The organism is Campylobacter concisus (assembly GCF_003048375.1).
Lineage (GTDB): Bacteria > Campylobacterota > Campylobacteria > Campylobacterales > Campylobacteraceae > Campylobacter_A > Campylobacter_A concisus_T.
Genome location: NZ_CP021642.1, coordinates 1,875,405 through 1,895,952 on the forward strand (window position 1 = coordinate 1,875,405; position 20,548 = coordinate 1,895,952).

The following is a 20,548-nucleotide window of genomic DNA, read 5'->3' on the forward strand; positions in this document are numbered from 1 at the left end:
CTTATATTTTTAGACTAGATAACGTGGATCTCGTCTTTGATTTGAATAGTTACGGTGTTGTTTGTATATGTTGTGTAACCATCTTCTGAAGCACCTTGATGCCATCCATTGCCTTTTAGATCAACTGTATCACCTTTATCGCCTGTGATTTTTAGCGTATGTTTATCATCAGTCACATCTAGGACATCTTTGATACTAACTTCTAGGGTAGTATTTTTAGCACCAGATATATCAAGCTCTTCAAAATTCTTAGCAAATTTTGAGATATCACTTAGGTTTACAGACTTGTCAGGATTTTCTAATACTAACTTATCATAACCAGTTCCACCATCTACTTTGCTATTATCTAGGTCTACTTTACCAATAGATAAAGTATCGTCTCCTGCGCCTAGATCGACTTTAGAGCTATGGATATAGCCACCTACTTTTATCACATCATTACCCTTGCCTGTTTCAATAGATGAGCTATCGATATTTGTACCGACAGTTAGTTTATTGTCGCCATCACCTAGTTTAATAGTTGAATAATTTGTTATCCAGCTATCACCAGCATGTTGCCACTTACCTACAACCACTTCATCATTGCCACTTCCTGCAAGAACAGTTGCTTTATCGATATTTGTACCAACAGTTAGAGTATTGTTGCCATCGCCTAGATTTACAACAGCGTTATCGTTTATCCAGCCTTTAACAACGGCTGTATCATCGCCTTTTCCTAGCTCAATAGTTGAACCATCAATATTTGCGCCAACATTTAGAGTATTGTTACCATCGCCTAGATTTATCTTAGATCCATCAGTTATGTAGCCAAAACCACTACCTTTTAATCCAGTAGTTAATATATCATCTCCGCTACCAGTTTTGATCTCAGAATTACCTATATTTGTGCGAACTCTGATCTCGTTATCGCCTTCACCCAAATTGATATTAGATCCTGCGATTATATAACCATCTGGTTTGCCTTTCTCGCCAACAACTAATAAGTCATTACCATTTCCAGCTAAGACAGTAGCAGCATGTATGTTTGTACCAACATCTAGCTCGTTATCATAGTAGCGTACTCCGCTCACTTCTATGTGGCTAGCTGCCTTGCTATCACTAGCTTTATTACCAGCTGCATCGACTATCTCTACACTTAATTTCTCGCCAGGTTTGATAGCTTTGTCGATAAACATATCAAATTTACCATCAGCATCAGTTTTGCCATCACCAATTTTCAAGCCGTTTTTATCTTTAATTATAAATGCGGCATTAATCTCGTCTGACGTGCCAGCGATACGAGTTCTAACTATATTGGCTCCACCTTCACCTAGGTCGATTTTAGTACCTCTTGATAATAAACCACCTAAATAGTCTCCAATAACTATCTTGTCGTTTCCTCTACCAGCATTAATAACTACACCATCCGTAACTACACCACCGATTTCTAAAGTATCATTACCATCGCATAGATTGATATTAGCACGATTATTTACCGAACCTTTTACTTTTACGTAGTCATCGCCAGTTGTAGTCGGAATATGATTACCTCTGCTAATTGTATTGAAATTAATAGTTGGCGTACTTATATGTGCACCAGGAGTTGTTCCTTCAGCTATTGGAGTAACCTCTGTCAACTCTATCCTTATAGTAGTATCAACATCTATAGTTGCTACATTTGAAACACTTTGAGCACCAGAAGTCCTACTTGTAGCTATCGCAGTTAGTTTATGCTCGCCGTCAGTAAATGGAGTTTTTGGTGTAAATTCCCAAGAACCATCGCCGTTATATTTGATCACTCCATCGATAACACTATTACCATCTTTGATTGTAATAGTTGTACCAGGTTTTGCTGTGCCTTTGATAGTCGGTGTACTATCGTTTGTTAGTCCATTATTTACACCAAGGATATTTCCTACTTTACCGTTATAGCCAGCCACATCGTCACAAACAGCTGTGATCTTGACAACGCCAGGGGTTGTGTCTACATCTGAAGATGTTTGGTCAGACATACTTCTGTTTCCAGCTAGGTCAGTTGCTTGTACGACCATATTATGCTTACCATCAGCCATTGGCTCTTTTGGCTGTATTGTCCATTTGCCATCTTCGCCAGCTTTAGTTGTGCCTATTACTTTGCCATTATCGAAAAGCTCAATAAATGCACCTTTTTCAGCACTACCTTTAAATACTGGTCTATTATCATTTGTTAGGCCGCCTTTAACATCACCTTTATATACACCACCTTCTACGTTATCGGTAATGCTATCTATAGTTGGCTTAGGTGTTACAGTATCGACATCTATATTGGCTGCATTGCTAGGTGCACTTTCTACATCTAGAGCATTTTTAGCTACCGCAGTAATGCTATGTTTGCCATCAGGTAGTGCTGCGCTTACGCTCGGTGTAAACTCCCAGTTGCCATTAGTGTTAGCTTTTGTAGTTCCGATAAAGTTGCCGTTGTCGTAAATGTCAACTTTTATACCAGCCTCAGCTGTACCTTTGATAGTTGGGGTATTGTCGTTTGTTAGACCACCTTCTACTTTAAGCACATCGCCTACTCTATTATCATCATAATAGCCCTTAACATCATCAATAACCTCTTTGATAACTGGCGCTTTAGGAGCAGCCTTGTCAAATCTAACTGAGTCTGCGTCCTCTGCACTGATATTACCAGCTTGATCCACTATCCTATAAGATGGAGTTTGGAAGCCAGTTTTACCTTTTACTAAATCAGCACTAAAATCATCTCTTATTATTGTGCCTGCTTTTATGTCAGCAGCACTTAAGGTTAATACAGTTACCCACTCTCTATGGCTATTAGCCACTTCGATTCTATCGCCTACTTTTGCATCTTCTGGTAGTTTGATAACCCATTTTAGTTTGCCATCAGTTATAGAAGAAGCTTCAGTGGCTGTCAAGATGCTGTTGTCGTCTGCATCAGCTGTGATCATTACTTTTGGAGCTCCTGCGGTAGTATCAACATCGATGCTTACTAGAGCAGAAGGTTGGCTATTGTTTCCTGCTTTATCAGTTGCTTGCGCTTCAAAGTTATGGTGTCCATCACTTAGTTTAGGTGTTGTAAATTCCCAGTTGCCATCTTTATCAGCTACCGCAGTCCAGTTGCTGATAACTTTACCATTCTCAAATTTATAACTACCTATACCATCGATCTTAATCTCAACAGTCGCAAATGGCTCAGCTGTGCCTTTTAGAGTTGGAGTGTTGTCGTTTGTTAAGCTACCCTTAACATCACCATTTACTACGCCACCAGCCACATTATCTACAATCTCAGTAATAACTGGTGTTTCGCTATGGAGATCAACTGTTATAGTCGCTACATTTGATGGCTTGCTATCATTACCAGCCTTGTCTGTTGCAATTGCAGTTACGTTATATACGCCTTCAGCCAATGGTGCTGGAGTGTAGCTCCAATCGCCATTTGCATCAACTTGAATGTTTTTGCCAATGATATCATTACCATTTCTTAGAGTTATAGTTGTATTTGGCTCAGCTGTACCTTTAAATGTAGGTGTACTGTCATTTGTTAGACCGTTGTCGATGCCAAGAACGTTTTTGCCATCTTGGATTCCGCCATACTGATTATCAGTTACTTGAGTAATAACTGGAGCATCTGACGCTGTTGTATCAACATTTATGCTACCAGATACTTCTTTGCTAGCATTACCTGCTTGATCAACGATCTTAGCTGTTACGCTTGAAGTTTGTCCATCAACTACTGGTACTTTTATTTCTACATGACCAGCTGTCTTATCAGCATTTGTTATAGTATGAGACTCTTCTTTACCACCATTTACAGTGTATTTGATCACATCATTTACTACTGCATCTGCTGGGATAGAAATTTTAGCTGTTGTGTTAGCGTTATCACTATCGCTACCGTTTTCAGCTTTGTTTAGCTTGCCATCTTTTGGATTAGTATCTTCAACAAATGTGATTGTTGGCTCTGATGGAGCTGTATGATCGTTTGGATGTTCTATATTGCCAGCTGTTCCTTCGCCATTACCTTTGTTGCCAGCTTTATCAGTTACTTCAACATTTACTTTATCGCCTGGGTTAAACGGTTTAGTTTCAATTGTAAAGTCACCATTGCCATCAGTTGTACCAGTACCAATTGTTTTACCATCTTTATCAGTAACTACTACTGGAGCATTTGGCTCATCTGAATGACCTTTTACAATTCCTTTTTCTGGGTTGCCATCTGCTGGGTTGTTTGTATCTACTGGAGTTACTGTTTTAACATCTACTTTTGGAGCTGTAGTATCAACATCTATGCTACCAGATACTTCTTTGCTAGCATTACCTGCTTGATCAACGATCTTAGCTGTTACGCTTGAAGTTTGTCCATCAACTACTGGTACTTTTATTTCTACATGACCAGCTGTCTTATCAGCATTTGTTATAGTATGAGACTCTTCTTTACCACCATTTACAGTGTATTTGATCACATCATTTACTACTGCATCTGCTGGGATAGAAATTTTAGCTGTTGTGTTAGCGTTATCACTATCGCTACCGTTTTCAGCTTTGTTTAGCTTGCCATCTTTTGGATTAGTATCTTCAACAAATGTGATTGTTGGCTCTGATGGAGCTGTATGATCGTTTGGATGTTCTATATTGCCAGCTGTTCCTTCGCCATTACCTTTGTTGCCAGCTTTATCAGTTACTTCAACATTTACTTTATCGCCTGGGTTAAACGGTTTAGTTTCAATTGTAAAGTCACCATTGCCATCAGTTGTACCAGTACCAATTGTTTTACCATCTTTATCAGTAACTACTACTGGAGCATTTGGCTCATCTGAATGACCTTTTACAATTCCTTTTTCTGGGTTGCCATCTGCTGGGTTGTTTGTATCTACTGGAGTTACTGTTTTAACATCTACTTTTGGAGCTGTAGTATCAACATCTATGCTACCAGATACTTCTTTGCTAGCATTACCTGCTTGATCAACGATCTTAGCTGTTACGCTTGAAGTTTGTCCATCAACTACTGGTACTTTTATTTCTACATGACCAGCTGTCTTATCAGCATTTGTTATAGTATGAGACTCTTCTTTACCACCATTTACAGTGTATTTGATCACATCATTTACTACTGCATCTGCTGGGATAGAAATTTTAGCTGTTGTGTTAGCGTTATCACTATCGCTACCGTTTTCAGCTTTGTTTAGCTTGCCATCTTTTGGATTAGTATCTTCAACAAATGTGATTGTTGGCTCTGATGGAGCTGTATGATCGTTTGGATGTTCTATATTGCCAGCTTCAACTCTATCTGTACCTACGTTACCAGCTTTATCTATTGCTTGAACAAATACTGGAGTACCTGGCTGAACAGCTTTATCTAGTTGAATTAAGAAGTCACCTGCACTGTTAGCGTGACCTTTTCCTATAATGTTGTTGTTTTCATCTCTAAATAATATCTCAGCATTTGGCTCATCTGTATGACCTGTTCCCATAGTTAGCTCTGCTGTATCATCAGCTTTGCTATTAGTATCGATTGGAGTGATTTTAACATTGTCAAGTTTTGGAGCGATTGAGTCTAGATCGATTGTAGCTTCATTGCTTGGTGCGCTCTTACCAAATTTATTCTCAGCAGTTGCTGTAAATTTATGCTCGCCATCTTTTGTAAGAGCTGTGGTTGTAACTTCCCATGAACCATCAGATTTAGCTGTTGTCTCACCTACCTTGTTGCCATTGTCGTAAATTTCTACTTTTGATCCAGCTTTTGCAGTGCCTTTGATAGTTGGAGTTTTATCATTTGTTAGATGACCTTTTACATCAAGAACATTGCCTACTTTAGTATCTTCTTCATAACCCTTAACGTTATCAATTACTTCATTGATAACTGGAGCTTCTGGAGCTTTAGTATTCTCACTATCTTCACCTATTACACCTTTGCCTTTGCCTGGGTTGTTAGGGTTATTTGGATTGATGATCTCTGCTGTTATGGTGTTGTCTTTACCTGGATTTAGATCAACTGGAACTTTGATATTGCCATTGTCGATATCACCTTGTCCAATTGTTTTTTCAGTTTGTTTGCCGTTTTCATCAGTAACAACTAGTTTATCACCTGGTTTTACACTGCCATCTTTTGGTATAGAAATTTCAGCTGTTGTTTTACCAGCGTCATTGTCACCAGCTTTATTTTCTTTATCAGAAATTTTGCCATCTTTTGGATCATTATCTTCTGGGAATGTGATAGATGGGTTACTTGGTTTTCTGATGGTTTCTGGATCAGTTAAATCTACATCTAAACTTTCTTTTGCTTCCTTGCCTACATTACCTGCTTGATCAACGATCTTAGCTGTTACGCTTGAGGTTTGACCATCAGTTACTGGTACTTTTATTTCTACATGACCAGCTGCTTTATCAGCATCAGTTATAGGATGAGACTGCTCTGTGCCACCATTTACAGTATATTTGATAACATCGCCTACTACTGCATCTGTTGGGACAGAAATTTTAGCTGTTGTGTTAGCGTTATCACCATCTTTACTATTCTCATCTTTATTTAGTTTGCCATCTTTTGGTTTGAGATCTTCAACAAATGTAATAGTTGGCTCTGATGGAGCTGTATGATCGTTTGGATGGATCATCTCACCAGCTGTAACTTCTGTTACGCTAGTATTACCTGCTTTATCAGTTGCTTCAACTGTTATCTTATCTCCTGGTTTTACACCCTCAACATCAGTGATTAAGAAACCACCAGTGTTATTAGCTTTACCGCTACCTATTACCTTACCACTAGCATCTTTAAATACTAGATCAGCTTTTGGTGTATCTGTATGTCCTGTTACATTAGTTAACTCTGCCGTACTATCAGCTGGATTGCTTGTATCAACTGGAGTTATTGTAATCCTATCAATGACTGGAGCTATTGTATCAAGCTCAATTGTAGCCTCATTACTTGAACCACTCTCACCAAATTCGTTCTTAGCTATAGCTTTAAATTTATGCTCGCCTTGTTTAGTAAGAACTGGTGTTGTAAATTCCCAGTTAGCATTTGCATTCTCTATCCTACCGATCTCAACGTCATTGTCATAGATTATAACTGTTGATCCAGCTTTTACTGTTCCTTTGATAGTTGGTGTATTATCATTTGTTAAGCCACCTTTAACGTCTTCGTTAAATTTACCACCCTTGACATCATCGATAACATCGGTGATAACTGGAGCTTCTGGAGCTTTAGTATTCTCACTATCTTCACCTATTACACCTTTGCCTTTGCCTGGGTTATTAGGGTTATTTGGATTGATGATCTCTGCTATTATGGTGTTGTCTTTACCTGGGTTTAGATCAACTGGAACTTTGATGTTACCATTGTCTATATCACCTTGCTCAATTGTTTTTTCTGTTTGTTTACCGTTTTCATCAGTAACAACTAGTTTATCGCCTGGTTTTACACTGCCATCTTTTGGTATAGAAATTTCAGCTGTTGTTTTACCAGCGTCATTGTCACCAGCTTTATTTTCTTTATCAGAAATTTTGCCATCTTTTGGATCATTATCTTCTGGGAATGTGATAGATGGGTCGCTTGGTTGGCGAGTTAGTTCTTTGTCATATACCAAGTTTGCAAAATTACCCTCGCTTTCATTGCCAACTATATCTACTATCCTATAAGTTGGACTTTGTGCTCCATTGCCTTTTGGTAGATCCATAACAAAGCCGTCTCTCTCAACAGAACCTTTAACGATATCCTCTTTGGTTATAAATGTAGCATTTTTCCACTTACCATCTTGTCCGTATACTTGTAGTATATCACCAGCTTTTACGCTAACGCCGTCAGTTGGGATCTCAACAATCCAGTGAAGTTTGCCATCTGTTAAGGCTTTTGCCTCTTCTACGCTTAGGACCTCATTGCTATTTAAATCTTCTTTAAATTTAACTTTTGGTGTACCAACAGTTGTATCGACTTCTAGTGCAGAAGTTGCTTCACTAGAGTTGCCAGCCGCATCTGTAACCACAGCTTTTATGATGTGAACACGGCCAACAAGATCTGCTAGTGGCTCTTTATAGTCGATTGGCTTAAATTCCCAGTTGCCATCTTTATCAGCTTTAACTCTACCTATCTCTTTATCAGTATCATAGATAACCACTTCTTGATTTGCATCAGCTGTGCCTTTGATAGTTGGCTTGTTATCATTTGTCGAAGTGCCTGCAACGTTGTCTTTATATGTACCGCCTGGTACGTTGTCAATAATTCCTGTGATCTGAACGTTAGGAGCTGTAAAGTCTGAGCTTATGCTCTCTTTTACCACTTCACTAGCATTACCTGCTTGATCAACGATCTTAGCTGTTACAGTTGAAGCTTGTCCATCGATCACTGGTACTTTTACCTCGATATAGCCAGCTACTCTGTCATTGTAAGTTATAGTATGTGTTTTTTCCTCACCATTTACAGTATAGTGGATCACATCATTTTCTTCAGCATCGCCTGGAACAGAAATTTGAGCTGTTGTGCTAGCATTGTCACCATCTTTGCCATTCTCTGCTTTATTTAGCATGCCATCTTTTTTATTGATATCTTCAACAAATGTGATTGTTGGCTCAGACGGAGCTACTAGGTCGACATTGACTATCACTGTTTCTGAGAAGTCTGAGATGTTTCCAGCTTTATCTTGTGCTCTTGTAGTGTATTGATACTCACCATCTCCTAGTTCAGGTAGTTCAAATTTCCAACCACCATGTTTATCAGCTGTAGTAGTTCCTATAGCTCTCTTATCGCCACTTAGTTCACTAATCTCATATATAGTTACTACCGAGTTAGGCTCAGCATATCCCTCAAGAGTTGGTGTGCTGTCGTTTGTTAAAGCAACTTTCGTTTTAACGTCTAAAACGTTGCCAGTGTGGCTATCTACATCGTCATTTACAGCATCTATCACAGGAGCATTTGCAGATGTATCTACATCAAGTGTAATCATATCTTCAACTTTAGTACCCTCTTTATGTGTAAATGATTTATTACCTGCGCTATCAGTAGCATGTGCTTCGAAGTAGTGTAGGCCATCACCCATAGCTTCAGTTGGAGTAAAGCTCCATTTGCCATTAGCGTCAGCTACTGTTTTACCAACTAGAGTTTTTTCTGTAGTTGTTAAGAAGCTCTCATAAATTTCTACTGTTGCACCAGGAGCTGCACTACCTTTGAATGTTGGTAGGTTATCGTTTGTTAGACCATTTTTAACATCACCATTTACTACACCACCAGCTACGTCATCATAAATTTCGTCGATTGTTACTTGAACAGTAGAAGAAGCCTCAGTGATATCTTTTGAAATTTCTTCGCTTGGCTTGCTTGGATTGTTTGGATTAACGATCTCGGCTGTTATAGTTGTCTTATCTCCTGTTTTAATATCAACTGAAATTTCAACTTTACCATTTTCGATATCTTTTTCTGTGATAACGTGCTCTTTTGGCTTGTCGCTGTTGTCTTTAACGATAAGCTTATCGCCTGGTTTTACGCTACCATCTTTTGGTATAGAAATTTCAGCTGTTGTTTTACCAACCTCTTTATCACCGTCTTGATTCTCCTTGTTAGATATTTTGCCATCTTTATTAGTATCTTCTTTGAAGTTAATATCTAGTGGTGAGCCTGGTGTTCTTGAAAATTCGCCATCAAGTGTAAGCGTAGCTTTTGACGAGTCGCTAATATTGCCAGCATCATCAGCAAATCTATACTCTGGAGTCTCATATTTACCATTTCTTAGTTTTTCTATATCGACGTTAAATGTAGCTTCAAATCTACCATCTTTGATCATCTCATCAGTGATAGTAACAAATTTAACCCAATTGCCTTTGCTGTCGATTGACTGGATCACATCACCAGCTTTTATGCTACCGTCTGTTGGGATATCTATTACCCAGTGAGCTTTGCCGTCTTTTATAGCAGCCACTTCAGCAACACTTAGAACGCCGTTATTATCTGTATCTTCTAAAAATCTAACTTTTGGATTGCCGATAGTTAGATCAACATCTATGCTACCAGATACTTCCTTGCCTACATTACCTGCTTGATCAACGATCTTAGCTGTTACGCTTGAGGTTTGACCATCAGTTACTGGTACTTTTATTTCTACATGACCAGCTGCTTTATCAGCATCAGTTATAGGATGAGACTGCTCTGTGCCACCATTTACAGTATATTTGATAACATCGCCTACTACTGCATCTGTTGGGACAGAAATTTTAGCTGTTGTGTTAGCGTTATCACCATCTTTACTATTCTCATCTTTATTTAGTTTGCCATCTTTTGGTTTGATATCTTCATCAAATGTAATAGTTGGCTCTGATGGAGCTGTAGTATCTGTGTATATTGTATTACCAGCTGTTCCTTCACCTTTACCAGTGTTGCCTGCGTTATCAGTTACTTCAACAGTTACTTTATCATCTGGTTTTACTGGTTTAGTAGTATCAATAACAAATTTACCATCATTGTCTGTCTTGCCTTCACCAATTACATTGCCATCTTTGTCTTTTACTACTACTGGAGCATTTGGTTCATCTGATTCACCAGTTACAGTTGCTTTGTTTGGGTTGCCATCAGCTGGGCTGTTTGTATCTACTGGAGTGACTTTAACATTTTCAACAGTTGGAGCTTTTGTATCTACATCTAAACTTTCTTTTGCTTCCTTGCCTACATTACCTGCTTGATCAACGATCTTAGCTGTTACGCTTGAGGTTTGACCATCAGTTACTGGTACTTTTATTTCTACATGACCAGCTGCTTTATCAGCATCAGTTATAGGATGAGACTGCTCTGTGCCACCATTTACAGTATATTTGATAACATCGCCTACTACTGCATCTGTTGGGACAGAAATTTTAGCTGTTGTGTTAGCGTTATCACCATCTTTACTATTCTCATCTTTATTTAGTTTGCCATCTTTTGGTTTGAGATCTTCAACAAATGTAATAGTTGGCTCTGATGGAGCTGTAGTATCTGTGTATATTGTATTACCAGCTGTTCCTTCACCTTTACCAGTGTTGCCTGCGTTATCAGTTACTTCAACAGTTACTTTATCATCTGGTTTTACTGGTTTAGTAGTATCAATAACAAATTTACCATCATTGTCTGTCTTGCCTTCACCAATTACATTGCCATCTTTGTCTTTTACTACTACTGGAGCATTTGGTTCATCTGATTCACCAGTTACAGTTGCTTTGTTTGGGTTGCCATCAGCTGGGCTGTTTGTATCTACTGGAGTGACTTTAACATTTTCAACAGTTGGAGCTTTTGTATCTACATCTAAACTTTCTTTTGCTTCCTTGCCTACATTACCTGCTTGATCAACGATCTTAGCTGTTACGCTTGAGGTTTGACCATCAGTTACTGGTACTTTTATTTCTACATGACCAGCTGCTTTATCAGCATCAGTTATAGGATGAGACTGCTCTGTGCCACCATTTACAGTATATTTGATAACATCGCCTACTACTGCATCTGTTGGGACAGAAATTTTAGCTGTTGTGTTAGCGTTATCACCATCTTTACTATTCTCATCTTTATTTAGTTTGCCATCTTTTGGTTTGAGATCTTCAACAAATGTAATAGTTGGCTCTGATGGAGCTGTAGTATCTGTGTATATTGTATTACCAGCTGTTCCTTCACCTTTACCAGTGTTGCCTGCGTTATCAGTTACTTCAACAGTTACTTTATCATCTGGTTTTACTGGTTTAGTAGTATCAATAACAAATTTACCATCATTGTCTGTCTTGCCTTCACCAATTACATTGCCATCTTTGTCTTTTACTACTACTGGAGCATTTGGTTCATCTGATTCACCAGTTACAGTTGCTTTGTTTGGGTTGCCATCAGCTGGGCTGTTTGTATCTACTGGAGTGACTTTAACATTTTCAACAGTTGGAGCTTTTGTATCTACATCTAAACTTTCTTTTGCTTCCTTGCCTACATTACCTGCTTGATCAACGATCTTAGCTGTTACGCTTGAGGTTTGACCATCAGTTACTGGTACTTTTATTTCTACATGACCAGCTGCTTTATCAGCATCAGTTATAGGATGAGACTGCTCTGTGCCACCATTTACAGTATATTTGATAACATCGCCTACTACTGCATCTGTTGGGACAGAAATTTTAGCTGTTGTGTTAGCGTTATCACCATCTTTACTATTCTCATCTTTATTTAGTTTGCCATCTTTTGGTTTGAGATCTTCAACAAATGTAATAGTTGGCTCTGATGGAGCTGTAGTATCTGTGTATATTGTATTACCAGCTGTTCCTTCACCTTTACCAGTGTTGCCTGCGTTATCAGTTACTTCAACAGTTACTTTATCATCTGGTTTTACTGGTTTAGTAGTATCAATAACAAATTTACCATCATTGTCTGTCTTGCCTTCACCAATTACATTGCCATCTTTGTCTTTTACTACTACTGGAGCATTTGGTTCATCTGATTCACCAGTTACAGTTGCTTTGTTTGGGTTGCCATCAGCTGGGCTGTTTGTATCTACTGGAGTGACTTTAACATTTTCAACAGTTGGAGCTTTTGTATCTACATCTAAACTTTCTTTTGCTTCCTTGCCTACATTACCTGCTTGATCAACGATCTTAGCTGTTACGCTTGAGGTTTGACCATCAGTTACTGGTACTTTTATTTCTACATGACCAGCTGCTTTATCAGCATCAGTTATAGGATGAGACTGCTCTGTGCCACCATTTACAGTATATTTGATAACATCGCCTACTACTGCATCTGTTGGGACAGAAATTTTAGCTGTTGTGTTAGCGTTATCACCATCTTTACTATTCTCATCTTTATTTAGTTTGCCATCTTTTGGTTTGATATCTTCATCAAATGTAATAGTTGGCTCTGATGGAGCTGTAGTATCTGTGTATATTGTATTACCAGCTGTTCCTTCACCTTTACCAGTGTTGCCTGCGTTATCAGTTACTTCAACAGTTACTTTATCATCTGGTTTTACTGGTTTAGTAGTATCAATAACAAATTTACCATCATTGTCTGTCTTGCCTTCACCAATTACATTGCCATCTTTGTCTTTTACTACTACTGGAGCATTTGGTTCATCTGATTCACCAGTTACAGTTGCTTTGTTTGGGTTGCCATCAGCTGGGCTGTTTGTATCTACTGGAGTGACTTTAACATTTTCAACAGTTGGAGCTTTTGTATCTACATCTAAACTTTCTTTTGCTTCCTTGCCTACATTACCTGCTTGATCAACGATCTTAGCTGTTACGCTTGAGGTTTGACCATCAGTTACTGGTACTTTTATTTCTACATGACCAGCTGCTTTATCAGCATCAGTTATAGGATGAGACTGCTCTGTGCCACCATTTACAGTATATTTGATAACATCGCCTACTACTGCATCTGTTGGGACAGAAATTTTAGCTGTTGTGTTAGCGTTATCACCATCTTTACTATTCTCATCTTTATTTAGTTTGCCATCTTTTGGTTTGAGATCTTCAACAAATGTAATAGTTGGCTCTGATGGAGCTGTAGTATCTGTGTATATTGTATTACCAGCTGTTCCTTCACCTTTACCAGTGTTGCCTGCGTTATCAGTTACTTCAACAGTTACTTTATCATCTGGTTTTACTGGTTTAGTAGTATCAATAACAAATTTACCATCATTGTCTGTCTTGCCTTCACCAATTACATTGCCATCTTTGTCTTTTACTACTACTGGAGCATTTGGTTCATCTGATTCACCAGTTACAGTTGCTTTGTTTGGGTTGCCATCAGCTGGGCTGTTTGTATCTACTGGAGTGACAGACTTGACGGTCACTTTCGGTGGTGTAGTGTCGATATAAAAACCCGTACCGCCACCAGTGCCGCCATTATCTAGGCCACCTCTTACGCCTGTTTCTGGGCTAGCAAAACCGAAAGCTCCTAAAGGATTTATCGCACTAGTGCTAGTGCTTACATTTGAATAATGCCCACCATGCTCAAATCTGGTTTCACCAAGACTAACGCCATCGCCAGCACGACCACCGCTCGTACCGCCAGCCGCTGTCTCTTCTAGATCTTCTAAATTTGCACCATTTAACAATGCTTTTTGAAGTGCTGCCACTTGTGAATCAGCAGCAGTTGCCTTTGGATCGAGGTTTAGCGTATCTTCACCGATCATTGATAGCTCTTTTCCATTATTTGTCGCTATCACAACCTTAGAATCAGCTGAAGTTGTTTTTACCGTCTCACCTTCATAAAGGCTATCACCAACTTTTAGTACCCTTTGGTTGCCGCTTTTATCTACTGCGATAACCTCAGCAGAACCTGATATAGACTTGATTGTGCCTAATTTTTTTGCCATGTTAATTCCTTTTGGGCTAATTTAATTTTGGCATTATTTTATAACTATTAGGAGAAATTGTAAATTGTACCTAGGTACAATATAGTTACATTATTTTATTATATGTTACATTTATAGAATTTTTTGTAATTAATAGATGATATTTCTATGACGCTTATATAAATTTTAATTTTCTAATAAGAATTGATTAATGATATTTTAAGTTATAAATGTTTTTATTTGATTATAGTAAATTTTAAAAGGATAATAGAATTTATAGAAAATATTTGTAAATTTATATAGAAGAAATTTAGACCCAAAAAGGGTCTAAATTTTAAAGATCGACGTGGATGTTTTCTTTTACATCGATATAAGCTGTAGTTGCGTCGTAATGTGCCTCATATCTTTCAAAGCCATCTACTGCGTTAGCAGCAGATTTACTAAAGCCTTCAAGTTTTACTCCGCCACTTGCCTCGGTTATTTGAAGCAAATTATTACTATGTTCGTGTCCGACATCGAGCATATCAGCTATATCAAGAGCTTTTAGAGTGACCTTTTCATTGCTAGTAACCTTTAACTCTTCAAAGCTCTTAACCTTTGTAAAGTCTATCTGACCATCAACCAAAAGCGTATCGTGATCATAGCGACTTCTATTGTCTGAGTATCCACCAAGAATGCTAGTGCCACCCTCAAGCTTCATATCTTTAGATATAAAGACACTATCACTGCCATCCGATAGATCTATTTTAATATTAGTTAAGCTTCCAGATCTTAGCTCCAAATAATCTTTTGCATTTTCATGTCCACTCAAAATCCAGTTCGCATGGTGTTCAGCTGGCAAACCACTAGCTGATGCGTGAGTATCTTCAACTACCACATGCATTTCATTTATATAAGCCATGATATCTACATCTTTTAGGGTAGACGACTTTAAATTTATATCTGTATGATAAGTTTCTCCAAATGAAGGGACTCTACTGCCTCCATTTAGTTCTACGTTATCAAGGTTTGAGCTATCTATATTTATAGTACCTTTTGATGATCCTGCATAGATCGCACTTTTTTCTGCTGATGTTGTTGAGTTAATGTCAGTGTATTTGATATTTATAACGTCTTCATCGCCTTTAATTAATTCATTACCAACCAATTGGAAGGCACCATTAAGCTTATTAGCATTAGTGCTTATGTGAATATCTGTCATTTTTACATGATCAGCTTTTGTACCTGTTATATTTAAGATATCGCTGTTAATGCCAAGATAGATGGTCTCTTTGTTAAAAACTCCACCATTTATGTTTATGACATCATTGCCAAAGCCCGCATTGATCTCAACTTTTTCGTGCGTTCCACCATTTATATTTATAGTATCATTCCCGTTACGGGTGTCGATAGTGACATTATTTAAATTTGAGTTATTGATATCAATCTTATCTTTTCCAGTATTAGTTCTAATATCAAGCCAATTTAAATTTGAACTATTGATATTGACCTCAGTGTCTCCAGAGTTACTATATACTTCACTAAAATGGATCTTACTAGGTTCTTCTCCTTCTTTATGACTTACGGTTGCATTGTTGAAATTTAAGACATTATCTCCATTTTTAAAAAAATCTACATCAAAGCGTTTGTCGTTGTGAAATTCGCTATTTACAGTTGTTATATGGTCATTATCTATGATACCACCATTATACGTATATTTAGCGTTATCTATACTAAATTCTAAGATGACACTCTCGCTGTAGTAGTGATTGTTTTCAACGCCCTTATCTGCATCTTTAAATAACTTTTCTTTATCCCATTGATAATAAAATATTCCACTATCTTCATCTTCAGATAAAAGCTTGCCTTCATTTGGTTCTTTATCGTCTATTACATTTGCACGAACAACTACTTTGTTGATATCGCCCGCTCTTAGACCTTTTATGACGCCACTACTATCTAGATCTATCCAGTTTTCATTATCGAGTGAGTACTGAATTTTATCGTAGTCTTTGCCGTAAGTCGCCTTGCCACTAAATTTAAGCTTTACATCGATTTTTTGATCCACATCAGCCTCTGCCACTTCACCCCTTAGCTCAAATATTAAATTGTTATGTTCCCACATATTCGATCTTTCATGGTTTTCGATCTGAAAGCCTTGTTTACCATATATGCCTATATTTTTTACATATTTTGAGTCATATTCATTTATATATTCTGGCTCTGGATCAGGCGTTGGCTGTGGAGTTGGCTCAGGTTTTGGTTCTGGTTTAGGTTCTGGTTTTGGTTCTGGTTTTGGCTCTGGTTGTGGAGCTGGATTTACAGGCTCGACTGGCTCGACTGGTGTAGGCTCTGTCTTAGCACCAAGATCGACATTGATACCATTTTTTACATCTATATAGCCTTTGGTAGTATAAGATCTGCCGTTTTCTTGAAGACCAAAGTCGCCCTCATATCTTGTAAAGCCTTCTTTTAAACCTCTTCCGGACTCTGAAAGCTTAAAGCCTGCTAGCTCTACTCCGCCAGCTGCCTCTGTAACTGCCAAGATATGTTGTTCTTTATCGCTATTTCTTATATCAAGCATATCATATAGATCTTCTAGTTTTAGGCTGACCTTCTCGTTGCCAGTCACTTGTAGCTCTTCAAAGCTCTTAAAATTTTTAAAATTAACATTGCCGTCTATCACAAGTGTATCGGTCTCATAGCTGGTGCCACCATTTATCGCAGTGTATCCATCAAGCTTCATAGCTTTTGAGACGACGACTTTATCTTCGCCGTTGCCAAGATTAACCGTCATATCGTTTAATGTGCCTGATCTTAGCTCTAAAGTATCATCTGTATCTGCGAAATTCCACTTTGTAGCATTTTCTGTGTAGCTGCCATTTACCTTTGTATCTTCAACTACTACGTGAGTTTTGTAGTTGGTGTTAAGATTTACATCATCTAGGGTAGATGATTTTAAATTTAGATCGAAATTTAGTGGATTTCTATTTACATCGGTGCCTGTGTTTGTCTCTGTACCTATGTTGATACCTTTTAAATTTGAGTTTTCAACATTTACGGTGTTGTTATTTGAGCCTGCTTCGATATGGTTGGCAAAATTTTTATATGTTGAGTTGATATCAGCGTATTTGATATTTATCTCATCTTTATCGCCTGAGCCAGTTCTTAGGTACATATCTGTCATTTTTACATGATCATCTTTTGTACCATTTAAATTTAACACATCATTTCCGCTATCAAGCGTGAAGCCACTTTGATAAGGTTTGGTACCTATGTAAGTTCCGCTGTTTAAATTTACAGTGTCGTTGTCTGCACCAGTTTCGACGTGAAGTCTCTCGTGTCTTCCGCCATTTATATTTATGGTGTCATTTCCGCCTTGGGTTTTGATATTTAGCCAGTTTAAATTTGAATTATTTGAGTTTATAACGTCTATTCCATTATTCTTCTCACCATCACCAAAAACTATGTCACTAGGTATCTTTTTATTCTCATCACGGCTTATAGTTGCATTTTCAAAACTTAAAGTGTTATTGCCATTGTTTTTAAACGTAGCATCAAAGAATTTATCATTGTGAAATTCGCTTGTGATAGTAATGTTATGGTCATTATCAACTATATAGCTATCTTTTGTAGCTTTGTTATCTCCTATGCTAACTTCTAGCGAAACGCTCTCTTTAAAGTAGCCATTATTTTCTACGCCCTTATCTGCATCTGTGAAAATTTTCTCTGATGTGTCAAGTGTGCCTTCATTTTGGTCGTGATCGTTTGTCACTTCAACACGCACGCTTACTTTATTTATATCGCCAGCTCTTACATCTTTTATCACGCCACTATCATCTAGCTTTTGCCAAGTTTTACCGCCATCTAGCGAGTACTCTGCGTTTTGATAGTCTTTGCCAGCAGTTGCCTCTCCGCCAAATTTAAGCGTCACATCTACCTTTTTATCAGCATCAGCCTCCGCTACTTCGCCTTTTAGGTTGTACTCTAGGTATGATTTGTCATTTGAGCTTCTTGGGTCCGAGCTCTTTTCATAGCCAAATTCTGACTTGTTTTCAACCGAGATATTTTTAACTATATCTTTGCTCTCGTCAGGTTTTGGCTCTGGCTTAGGTTCTGGTTTAGGCTCAGGCTGTGGCTCCGGCTCAGGTTCAGGCTGCGGAGTTGGAGTTGGATTTTCTGGTTGTGATGGCTCAACTGGGGCTACAGGTGCAATGGCAGAATTTATATCACTATCTGAACCATCAAAAACATCACTACCGCCACCTTTTACCTCTTGGTTGGTTAGTTTTACAGCGCCAAAAGTATCCGAAAGTGATCTAAAGCTAGCTGATACATCAGAGCTTTCATGACCGCCATGCTCAAACCTTGTCTCGCCAAGGCTCACGCCGTCACCGCCTCTGCCACCGCTATTGCCTCCAGCGGCACTCTCTTCGAGATTTGCTAAATTTTCACCTTTTAAAAGGGCTTTTTGTATAGCTGCTACCTCTTTGTCTGAGCTAAGGTCGTTATTTAAATTTAGAGTTTCGCCATCTTTTAGCTCGAACTCTTTGCCGTCGTTTGATGCGATAGTTACCTTTGCGCCGTTTGCTTTAACGACATCGCCCTCGTATAAACTATCTCCCGCGACAACAACTCTTTCGTTGCCATTTTTGTCTATAACTACTACTTCCTTGGAGCCAAGAATGTTTTTAATAACACCTACTTTCACAGCCATCGCTGCCTCCTTTAAAATCAATTTGACACATTATAAATATTTCCTTTAAATATAAAGTAATGTAAATATGATGTTAATTCTTAAGATTACGCTGTTGCAGTGGGTTTTAAAAATTAAGTTTTGATAAATGTAAGCAAGATCCCAAAAGGGATCTAAAATTTAAAGATCGACGTGAATGTCCTCTTTTATATCTATATAGACTGTGCCTTGATACTCGCTACCGTCTGCTAAGTACGTATTATAGGCACTTTCATATCTGTGATAGCCATTTTCTGCTCCGATAGTTTCGCTAAAACCATTAAGTTTTACAGTGCCATGGGCCTCGCTAAATTTAACTACATTAGAGCCATTGTCTAAAATGTCACTCAAATGAGCCACATCATTGCCATTTAATGTCACATAAGCACCGCTCGTTACTTTTAATTCTTCAAAACCAGAGACCTTTGAGAAGTCGATATTATTATCAAGTACAAGAGTATCATAGCCCTTGCCGCCAAATATTTGAGTATTATTATCTATATCTGTTCTTGTCATAGTTAAACTAACTGTATCATCGCCACCACCTAGATAAAATTTAGAATTTTTTATGATAGCTGATGTCACATTTAAAGTATCGTTTTGATTATCTGAGAAGTAAAATTCGTTATTTTTACCATGAAATTCTGAGTCATCTATATGCATATTGACCTTGTTATTTCTGCCGTCAAATTTAACGTCACCCATAAATTTTGGCCCAAGAAAATTCATATCAAAAAGCGGCGTATGGTCTAAATTTGCGTGTGAGCCTTTTATATCTATCTCGCCGTCTCCACCGCACACTTTTATATTCATAGTGGTCTTTTCGCCGTCGTTTGCTTCGATAGTAGTGTGTCCGTTAAAGATGGTATTGTCCATATTTAGCGTATCTACTTCATTTGGATTAGTAAAGTCAGAAAGAGAAATTTTCGTATCACCAAAAAAGCCCACCCAGTCGGTGTTTATAGTGTCATTTCCTCCGCCAAGCCTTATATCAGCGCCGTTTTTGATCTCAGATCTTTGGATATCTATAACGTCGTTATCTAGACCTGTATGAATGGCAGCATTTTCCATCGTCGCACCATAAATTTTCACGCTATCATCGCCGTCATTTGTATATAAAAGCGTATGATCTTTTATGCCGACATTGTTTCTTATCTCTATCTCGTCGTTGCCAGCCCCAGCGTCAAATCTCAGCCCTCTAACCTCGATATTATCGTGAATTCTTAGCTTGTTGTCGCCATCTCCTGCGTCTATCTTAGCATCATTTACGATAGATCTTGTCATATCGACTATGTCGTTGCCATTGTCAAAACGCACATCATTTGCACTAGTGGTCGCGTCTGCGATGTTTAAAATTTGATCCTGCGCTTTTGGCCTTGCATCTGCCACCCTTCGTCCGTATAGCTCAGCAAGAAAATTCTTGGGCTCAAGTATCTCAAGCGTCTTTATCTCCTCTACGATAGTCACGTGAGGGTCATTTTGCCCACCATTTTGGCTCACTCCACCACTTAAATTTAACCCCTCTTTGTCGGCTACTTCTACGCTCATATTAATCCTTTCTTAAAAAAAT

The 20,548-nt window shown here is 38.2% G+C and carries 3 protein-coding genes; all 3 read right to left on the reverse strand.

Annotated elements, in window-relative coordinates; genetic code table 11:
• Positions 1 to 14 precede the first annotated feature (14 nt).
• The 3 genes from CCS77_RS09370 to CCS77_RS09380 all read right to left on the reverse strand — a co-directional run bounded on the left by CCS77_RS09370 (position 15) and on the right by CCS77_RS09380 (position 20,526).
• A complete protein-coding gene (locus CCS77_RS09370) occupies positions 15 to 14,285 on the reverse strand; it encodes an Ig-like domain-containing protein (RefSeq protein ID WP_107917226.1) in 14,271 nt (4,756 codons plus the stop codon).
• Positions 14,286 to 14,598: 313 nt separating this feature from the next.
• Positions 14,599 to 18,960 carry a hypothetical protein gene (locus CCS77_RS10545; RefSeq protein ID WP_201741715.1) on the reverse strand — a complete coding sequence of 1,454 codons (4,362 nt, stop codon included), beginning with the start codon at positions 18,958 to 18,960 and terminating at the stop codon, positions 14,599 to 14,601.
• A gap of 159 nt (positions 18,961 to 19,119) precedes the next feature.
• On the reverse strand, positions 19,120 to 20,526 hold the full coding sequence (locus CCS77_RS09380) for a hypothetical protein (protein ID WP_103581575.1): 1,407 nt from the start codon (positions 20,524 to 20,526) through the stop codon (positions 19,120 to 19,122).
• Positions 20,527 to 20,548 lie beyond the last annotated feature (22 nt).

What these genes read in the sequence shown, in the direction of transcription:
- CCS77_RS09370 (WP_107917226.1), bottom strand. Translation starts at nt 14,285, where the DNA reads ATGGCAAAAAAATTAGGCACAATCAAGTCTATATCAGGTTCTGCTGAG.
- CCS77_RS10545 (WP_201741715.1), bottom strand. Translation starts at nt 18,960, where the DNA reads ATGGCTGTGAAAGTAGGTGTTATTAAAAACATTCTTGGCTCCAAGGAA.
- CCS77_RS09380 (WP_103581575.1), bottom strand. Translation starts at nt 20,526, where the DNA reads ATGAGCGTAGAAGTAGCCGACAAAGAGGGGTTAAATTTAAGTGGTGGA.